The following is a 7,069-nucleotide window of genomic DNA, read 5'->3' as shown; positions in this document are numbered from 1 at the left end:
TCGAGGTGCAGACCGGCTCCTATCTCGGCGAGGACGATATCGTGCGCCTGCAGGACGTCTACAACCGCGGCTGACGCGGTTCGCCAATAGGCGAGCCTTTCGAGGCTCGCCTATTTATTGCCCGCGATTCTGCACGCTATAGCGCTCCGACAAATCGGCGAGCGCCGATTCCCGCGTCGCGCCCTGCTTGCGCAGATTGAAATAATGCTGGCAGAGATCGCCGAAGGTCTGCTTGCTTCCCGTCGCCGCCGCGACGCGTGCGAGGCTCTCGATCGATTGCGCCTCGTCTTCCGCCACGCCGATCTCAGAAAGCATGTCGCCGAGCTGTGCGGCGCGATTGGCGAGCATGCGCGGCGCTTCCAGAAAATGCGCGCCGCCGATATCCAGCGCCGCTTGCAATCGCGCCACCCTGCCCTCTTCCACCGGCCCGCCGCCGCTCTTGCGCGCCGCCAGCCAATAGGCGGGATCGACGCGATCGATCGGCGTCAGCCATTTCGGCAGCTCGTCCTTGCGCTTCACTTCCACGGCCGTGCGCTGCTGCGGAGCCGTGTCCCCGCAGGCGTAGAGCAGCGCCGCGAGCGTCGCGCAGAGGGCGGCGAGACGCGGCGCTCTCATGCCGTCACTTGCCTTGCAGCTTTTTGGCGAGGCCTTGCAGCCCATCCTTCAGGAATGTGGTCATCGCCTCGCGCGCGGCGTCGTCATTGAGATTGTCCGGCGGCTCATTGCTGGTGTCGCCGCGATAGAGGCGACCATACCATTGCACCTCGCTGCCGCCGCCCGCCGCCGGCTTCACCGCCAAAGTCGCCGAATAGGAGCTGATCGGCAGAGCGTCGAGATTGGCGTCCGACATGCGATAGCTGAGCTTCATCTGCTGCGGATCAAATTCGTCGAGGCTCTCGATGACGACGCCGCCCTTGCGCAGCGTGATCTCGCGCACCGCGCCATTGGCGTCGCCGCCGGTCGCCTTCACGCTGGCGACATCGGGATGCCAGTCGAGCGCGCCGAAATGGCCGACGAGCGCCCAGACCGCCTTGGGATCGGCGGCGACGGTGATCTTCTCATCGACCTTGATCGGCGTCGGGCCATGCGCCAGCGCCGGCGCGATAGACAAAAGCAAGGCCAAGAGGGCGATTTTCGGTTTCACTCTATTCTCCTCGAGCGTGTGGTTGCGAGACGGGAATGGCGTCGCCGCGTGAAAATCTCCGCGAGCGGGACGATGAGATAGAGGCTGGCGAAGCCGACGAGCGCGGCCGCGGCGAAAGCGGGGCGCAGATCGAAAGGCGCGAGGCTCGGCCGCGGCCGCGCGACGGCGAGCAGCGCGCTCGCGAGCCCATCCGGCTTCTCCAAATGGGCGTAACCGAGGCCCGTGGTCTCGGCGAGCTGGCGCAGATAGGGCTCGCGCACGCTGGAGAGATGCTCCGTGCCGGCGCGCATCTCTCCGCCGAATGGCGCATTGCGCGGATTATAGCCCTCGCGCTGCTCGGCGTCCGGCGGCGGCAGGCCGAAGCGGCTCTCATGCGGCACCTCGTCCACGCCGAAAAAACCGGTCTCGCGGCCCCGATCGTCGAATTTCGGAATGGGCGCGGGCTCATAGCCGCCGGCGCCGAGGATGAGCCCCGATATCTCGCCGCGCTGGCCATCGAAAACCGGCGCGCCATAGGTCGGCAGCGGCGGCGCCTCCTGGCCATCGGTGATGAAGAGGAGATCGGCGCCGGTGCGTCGCGCCATCTCGACCGCGCGGAACAGGCCGGCGGAGATGCGGCTGTCGCCCTCCCAGGCCATGCGCCAGTCGAGCGTGCCGATCGCGGCGTCGAGGGCGGCGAAATTCTCGCAGACGTCTATGGGCTCGAACAGAAGAAAGGGCTCGCGCTCGGTGAAGATGGCGAGGCCGACGCGCGAGGGACAGGGAAGATCGGCGACGAGCCGCCGCAAGGCCTGCTTGGCAAATTCGATGCGGCTGGCCGGCGCGCCGTCCAGAGAATAATCGCGCGTGTTCATGCTGCCGGTGATGTCGAGCGTCGCCAGCACATCGGCGCCATTGCGAACCACCTCGGCGCGCGGAAACGCAAAGGCGGCCACCAGCATCGCCAGAGCGAAGGCGAGCGAGAGAAAGCGCGCATCGCGCAAGCGGGCGATCATCATCGTCGGCCTGTCATGGCAGCCCCTTGGGCGCGCCGGGAATATCGGTCCAGATTTTCTTGGGGTCCGCGGGCAGCTCGTCGCCGCCTGAATGCTCGAGCTGCGGATTGTCGCGCACCAGGCGCGCGGCGACGTCGAGATTATATTTCGCGTCCCAGAACTCCGGCCGATATTGCAATGCGCGACGATATTCGCGACGCGCCAGCTCGACGAAGGGACCCGCCGGCTCGAGCTGGCCGCGCTCCAGGAGATCGAAGGCGTGGCGCAGCAAGGCGTTGCCGAGATCATAATGGGCGGTGGCGGAAAGCTCGTCGCGGCCGGCGGCGCCCAGCGGCTCCAGCAGCGCGCGCGCCTTGTCGAATTCCTCGCGCTCGGCCAGAAATTCGATGCGCGCAGCGATGAGCTCGGGCGCAGAAGCAGAATCGGTCTCTATATCTCGCCCCGCGGCGAGCGCGCCGATCGCGGCATTGTCGACGCGCACGCGCCATGCGGCGATGGCGTTTTGCAGCGCCCCGGCGAGCGCCGCGGCGAGCAAAGCGAGAAGAAGCGTCGAACGCCAGCGCGCCAAGAAGCGCGCGAGCGTCTGCAAAAATTGCGCGCGGAGGGCTTCGCTCATGCGGCCCTCTTCGCGAATTGCGGCGACGCGCCTGCGCGCGCCGTCTGCTTCAGACGCGTCTCGGCGAATTTGGCGACGACCAGCACGGAGGTCGCGAAGGCGGCGACGATGAGACTCTGGTCCGTCAGGTCCTTGCGCGGAATGCGCTCGACATAGCGAAACGGGCGACGTTCGAGCCGGTCGATCTCCGCTATGGCGTCGGCCACAGCAGCGGGGCCTTCCGCCTCGAAAGCGCGATAGCCGATGCCGAGCGATTTGAAGAAGAGATCGAGATGGCGCTCCGGCAAGGCCTGCGGCGTGTCCAGCTCGCCGGCGTCCGGCTGGTCGCTTATCCCTTTGGCGCCGCGCGTGCGCAGAAACAGCCAATAGAGATTGGGCCTGATCTTGCGAAAATCGGCGCGCAGCTGATCTTGAATGCGCGGGTCGATGACGGCTGCGCCGTCGGAGACGAGCAATATCACGCGCGATTCGATCTCGCCGCCCGCGGGAAATTGCGAGAGCGCCATTGCGAGGCCGCGACCGATATTCGTGTAGCCGAGGCCCGGCCGGTCGATCGCCTGAATCGCGGCGCGCACCGCCGCGCGATGATTGGTCATCGGCATGACCATAATCGGCGAGGTGGAGAAGGCGGTGACGCCGAAGAGATCATGCGCCCGCCGGTCGACGAAATCCGTCATGAATCGCTTGGCGGCGGAAGCTTTCGACTCCTCGCCGCCGGCCGGCGTGCGGCCGGCGAATGTCTCGTTCATGCTCGCGCTGCGATCGACGAGGATCGAGATTTCCGCGCCTTCGCCATAGCGCTGGATGGCGAGGCCTTCACGAAAAGGCCCGGCGACGGCGAGCGTGCTCGCGCCGATGGCGAGACTGGCCAAGAGGCGCAGCGCCCATGCGACGAGGGTCGAGAGCGCATCCTGCGGCGCGGCGGAGACGGAAGATATGGGCGATAGCCGCAATGGCGAGAAGAGCAGCGGCGCGAGCGCCAGCGGCAGCAGGAAAAGCGCGAGCGGAGAGGCGAGGCCGAAGCTCATCCCACGCTCCTCTCCAACGCCGCCAATGTTTTCGCCAGCGCGAGCAGCTCTGTCGCCGCAAGATCGCCGCCCGCATCGGCGACGCCGAAGAAAAGCGCGCGCGAGCTGTTGAAGAAGCGGCCGAGCGCCTCTTTCACCGATGCGAATTCCGCATGGCTGGACAGAAAGGCGTCGAGGTCCTCGGCGAAGATGCGGCGGCCGGCGGCTTCGTCGATCGCGCGATGCAATGCGAGCATCGCCGCGCGGCGCGACGCCTCGCCGTCGCCCTTCGTCAGAGCGGCGATGCGACGCGCGGCGGCCGCGAAGACGCGCGCGCGGCGACGATGAAACGGCGGCCAGCCACGATCATGCGCGACCAGCGCCAACGCGCCGAATGCGAGCGCGGCGAATATGCCTGCGCGCGCCGCCGGAGTCGTTGCGTCGCCTTGCTCGACGCCGCGGTCCGCGCGCATGTAATCGGTGGGATTGTCGCGGCGCGCCGGCAGCACCTCGCGCAAGGGCGAGACGCCGATCGTCCAGGCGGGCGCGCGCGCGATCTCGCTCTCGCCCTCGCGCAGAAAGCGCAGAGGAAAAGGCGGGATTTGCAGATTGCGCACATCTAGCGCGACATAGAAGAGCTGATAGACGAGCTCTATGTCCCAGCGTGTGAGCCCGTCGCCGATGGGCTGCTCGCGAACATGGACGTCGCGCAGATCGAGCCAATAATCGAGCGCGCCGGGGCGTGGCAGCGACGCCGTCTGCAAGCGGGAGGCGGAATCGGCGATGATCTCGAGCCGCGCAGTCACTAGATCGCCGACGAAGAAGCCAAAGCTGCGATCGGCGTAGAGACGCACGGATTTCACTTCCGCCGCAGCGGGCGCGGCCAGCGCGAGAAGAAGCGAAAGAGCGAAGAACGCTGCGCGCATGTCACAGCCCGAGCAGATGACGCGACAGCGCGTCGGCGTCGAAAGAGTCGCTCATGACGAAAGGCGGGCGTCCATGCGCGAGCGCGAGACGACGCAGCGCGTCGCGCCGCTCGGCCTCGCGCGCGAGCCAGCGGCGACGCAGGCTCGGGCGCATGAAGACGAGCCGCCGCGCGCCGCTCTCGAGATCGTCGAGCTCGACGAGGCCGAAGTGCGGAAGATCGCGCTCTTCCGTGGAATCCGCGACGAGAATAGGCGCGAGATCATGCTGCGCGAGCAGGCTGAAAAGGCGCGTCGCAAAGTCGCGCGGCCAGTGGAAATCGGAGATGAGTAGGACGAGCTTGCGACGCCCGGCGATGAGACCGGCGGCTTCCGTCAGCGCCTTCGCCGAGGCGCCGCGCGGCGCGGCGTCGCGCAAGCGCTCGGCCGCTGCGACCGCGGCGCCCCGCGCGCGCGTCGCCGGCAGCAGAAGATCATTGCGCACTGACTCGTCGCAGGCGATGACGCCGAAACGGTCGCCGATGCGCGTCGCCGAAAAGGCGAGCGCCGCGCAGAGATCGGCGACGAGATCGAGACGGCGCGCCGCGCCCCGAAAGCCCATGGAGGCGGAAAGATCGACCAGCGCATAAACGTCGATGGCGTTGCGCTGCTCGAAGCGACGCACATGAGTCTCGCCGGTCGGGTCGCGCATGGTCGCGCGAATGTCGATACGGCGCGCATCGGGAAATTGAATGAAGCGCGCGTGATCGCGAAACACGCCTATGCCGCCGACATCGACGCCGCCATGCGCGCCGACCGAGCCGTTGGAGACGCGGCCGCGTGGACGATAGGCGAGGTCGAAGCGCTGCATCGTCACGCCTCGCGTCTCAAGGCGCCGGGACCGTCGCGAAAGCGGCGCGGCACAGATCCCGGACAATGTCGTCGCCGCGCATCGCATAGATCGGATCAACGAAGATGCGATGCGCCATCGTCTCGAGGAAGATTTCGCGAATATCCTCCGGCGTCAGCGCGTCGCGCCCTTCGAGCCAGGCGCGCACGCGCGCCGCGCGCACGAGAAAGGCGAGGCCACGCGGGCTCGCGCCGCCGCGCACAAGGCCGCGCATCTCGACATCCGGCAGAGAGACGCCCGCGGCGTAGGGATCGAGCAGCGCATCCCAGAGCTTGGCGACATAGGCCTCGAGCGTCTCGCTGGCGTGGACGCGGTTCTGGATGAGCTCGGCGACAGAGGCCAGCGCGCGATAATCGAAGACGGGCTCGCCGATTTCATCGAGCAGGCGATCGACGTCGTGAAAGCGAGGATCGAAGATCAGCGCGCGCCGCGCGGCCGCATCGCTCGGCGTCCTCATGGATATCTCCATGAGAAAGCGGTCGCGCGCCGCGGCGGGCAGCTCGAATGTCTCCTCCCGCTCGACGAGATTGCGATCGGCGAACACTTGCAGCGCGGGAAAGAAATAGTCGCGATCGAAGGCGGTGACGCTGCGCTCCGCCATCAGCCGCAGCAGCAGCGAATGCACTTGCGGACGCGCGCGATTGATCTCGTTGAAGAAGAAGATGGAGAGATCTTCCGCGTGACGCAGCACCGGGCCGGGCTCGACGCGCGGGCGGCCGTCGTCGGCGAGATAGGTGTGATAGAGGAGGTCGCTCGGCATGAGATCGACCGTGCCCTCTATGCGCGAGAAGGCGCCGCCGAGCGCGCGTGCGACAGCGCGCAGAAGCGTCGTCTTGCCGACGCCTACATCGCCTTCCAGCAGCACATGGCCGCGTGCGAAAATGGCGATGGTCACCAAGCGGATGACGCGATTCTGGCCGAGGACGACGCGCGCGACGCGCGTCTCGAATTCCTGCGCCTTGGCGCGCCAATCGGCCAAGACGGCGTCGGTTTCGGCGGTGTCTGTCACGCTGAACAGGTCCAACAATCTCGTCGGAAGAGAGGACGTTGCGGCCACGATCCCGGGAAGGGGTCCGACGCGTTGTTGTCGAATAACGCCGGACCCGGATCGTGGCCGCATGACGACCGTCCCCGGGGGCGCGGGGACGGCATTCTCGCGCGTGCGCTTACGGAATTTTGGTCACGTCGTAGACGAACGCGCCCGTCTTCTTGAAGTGCTCGGCGCGCTTCTTGTTGCGCTCTTCCATGGCCGCTACGGCGGACTGGTTCTTGGCGAGCTCCTTCGGATCGTGCTTGGGATCGTATTTGGAGCCGGCGACCTTATCCGGAAAGCCGGGCTTGGGCTCCCAGCAATCGCCGGGGGCCTTGCATTTGGTGCCGTCATAGGCCGAGGCCGCGCCGATAGCAGCCGCGTTCATGACGAACGCAACGCCGACGGCCGCCGCAATCTTCAAAACTCCCATCGTGCCTTCCTCCAATTTATGCGCGGCTCTCG

Annotated in this window: 9 protein-coding genes; all 9 read right to left on the bottom strand. The window is 67.0% G+C overall.

Features of this window, described 5'->3' with window-relative positions:
• Nucleotides 1-114 precede the first annotated feature (114 nt).
• Complete coding sequence (locus tag A1351_RS06615) at nt 115-615, bottom strand: hypothetical protein (RefSeq protein ID WP_024881310.1); 501 nt, start codon at nt 613-615, stop codon at nt 115-117.
• 4 nt (nt 616-619) lie between these two features.
• Entirely contained in the window at nt 620-1,144 is a 525-nt protein-coding gene (locus A1351_RS06610; protein WP_024881311.1) for an SRPBCC family protein, read from the bottom strand.
• A complete protein-coding gene (locus tag A1351_RS06605; RefSeq protein WP_051465457.1) occupies nt 1,141-2,142 on the bottom strand; it encodes a vWA domain-containing protein in 1,002 nt (333 codons plus the stop codon). The genes A1351_RS06610 and A1351_RS06605 overlap by 4 nt, the downstream gene beginning before the upstream one ends.
• A gap of 10 nt (nt 2,143-2,152) precedes the next feature.
• On the bottom strand, nt 2,153-2,755 hold the full coding sequence (locus tag A1351_RS06600) for a hypothetical protein (protein ID WP_024881313.1): 603 nt from the start codon (nt 2,753-2,755) through the stop codon (nt 2,153-2,155).
• Nucleotides 2,752-3,783, bottom strand: coding sequence for a vWA domain-containing protein (locus A1351_RS06595; RefSeq protein WP_064032531.1), 1,032 nt, complete (start codon nt 3,781-3,783; stop codon nt 2,752-2,754). The genes A1351_RS06600 and A1351_RS06595 overlap by 4 nt, the downstream gene beginning before the upstream one ends.
• Nucleotides 3,780-4,688: a hypothetical protein gene (locus A1351_RS06590; protein ID WP_064032530.1), complete on the bottom strand. Its 909-nt coding sequence runs from the start codon at nt 4,686-4,688 to the stop codon at nt 3,780-3,782. The genes A1351_RS06595 and A1351_RS06590 overlap by 4 nt, the downstream gene beginning before the upstream one ends.
• A 1-nt stretch (nt 4,689) precedes the next feature.
• A complete protein-coding gene (locus A1351_RS06585) occupies nt 4,690-5,535 on the bottom strand; it encodes a DUF58 domain-containing protein (protein WP_064032529.1) in 846 nt (281 codons plus the stop codon).
• Between the two features lie 16 nt (nt 5,536-5,551).
• Nucleotides 5,552-6,583, bottom strand: a complete 1,032-nt coding sequence (locus A1351_RS06580; RefSeq protein ID WP_064032555.1) for a MoxR family ATPase — start codon at nt 6,581-6,583, stop codon at nt 5,552-5,554.
• Between the two features lie 157 nt (nt 6,584-6,740).
• Nucleotides 6,741-7,037: a methanol dehydrogenase gene (locus A1351_RS06575; protein WP_024881318.1), complete on the bottom strand. Its 297-nt coding sequence runs from the start codon at nt 7,035-7,037 to the stop codon at nt 6,741-6,743.
• Between the last annotated feature and the right edge of the window lie 32 nt (nt 7,038-7,069).

The organism is Methylosinus sp. R-45379 (assembly GCF_001644125.1).
Taxonomy (GTDB): Bacteria; Pseudomonadota; Alphaproteobacteria; order Rhizobiales; family Beijerinckiaceae; genus Methylosinus.
This window is presented reverse-complemented; position numbering and strand designations above follow the sequence as displayed.

Excerpts from the sequence above, each read along its gene's own strand:
- A1351_RS06595 (WP_064032531.1), bottom strand. The coding sequence starts at position 3,783 with ATGAGCTTCGGCCTCGCCTCTCCGCTCGCGCTTTTCCTGCTGCCGCTG.
- A1351_RS06585 (WP_064032529.1), bottom strand. The coding sequence starts at position 5,535 with ATGCAGCGCTTCGACCTCGCCTATCGTCCACGCGGCCGCGTCTCCAAC.
- A1351_RS06590 (WP_064032530.1), bottom strand. The coding sequence starts at position 4,688 with ATGCGCGCAGCGTTCTTCGCTCTTTCGCTTCTTCTCGCGCTGGCCGCG.
- A1351_RS06575 (WP_024881318.1), bottom strand. The coding sequence starts at position 7,037 with ATGGGAGTTTTGAAGATTGCGGCGGCCGTCGGCGTTGCGTTCGTCATG.
- A1351_RS06615 (WP_024881310.1), bottom strand. The coding sequence starts at position 615 with ATGAGAGCGCCGCGTCTCGCCGCCCTCTGCGCGACGCTCGCGGCGCTG.
- A1351_RS06605 (WP_051465457.1), bottom strand. The coding sequence starts at position 2,142 with ATGATGATCGCCCGCTTGCGCGATGCGCGCTTTCTCTCGCTCGCCTTC.
- A1351_RS06600 (WP_024881313.1), bottom strand. The coding sequence starts at position 2,755 with ATGAGCGAAGCCCTCCGCGCGCAATTTTTGCAGACGCTCGCGCGCTTC.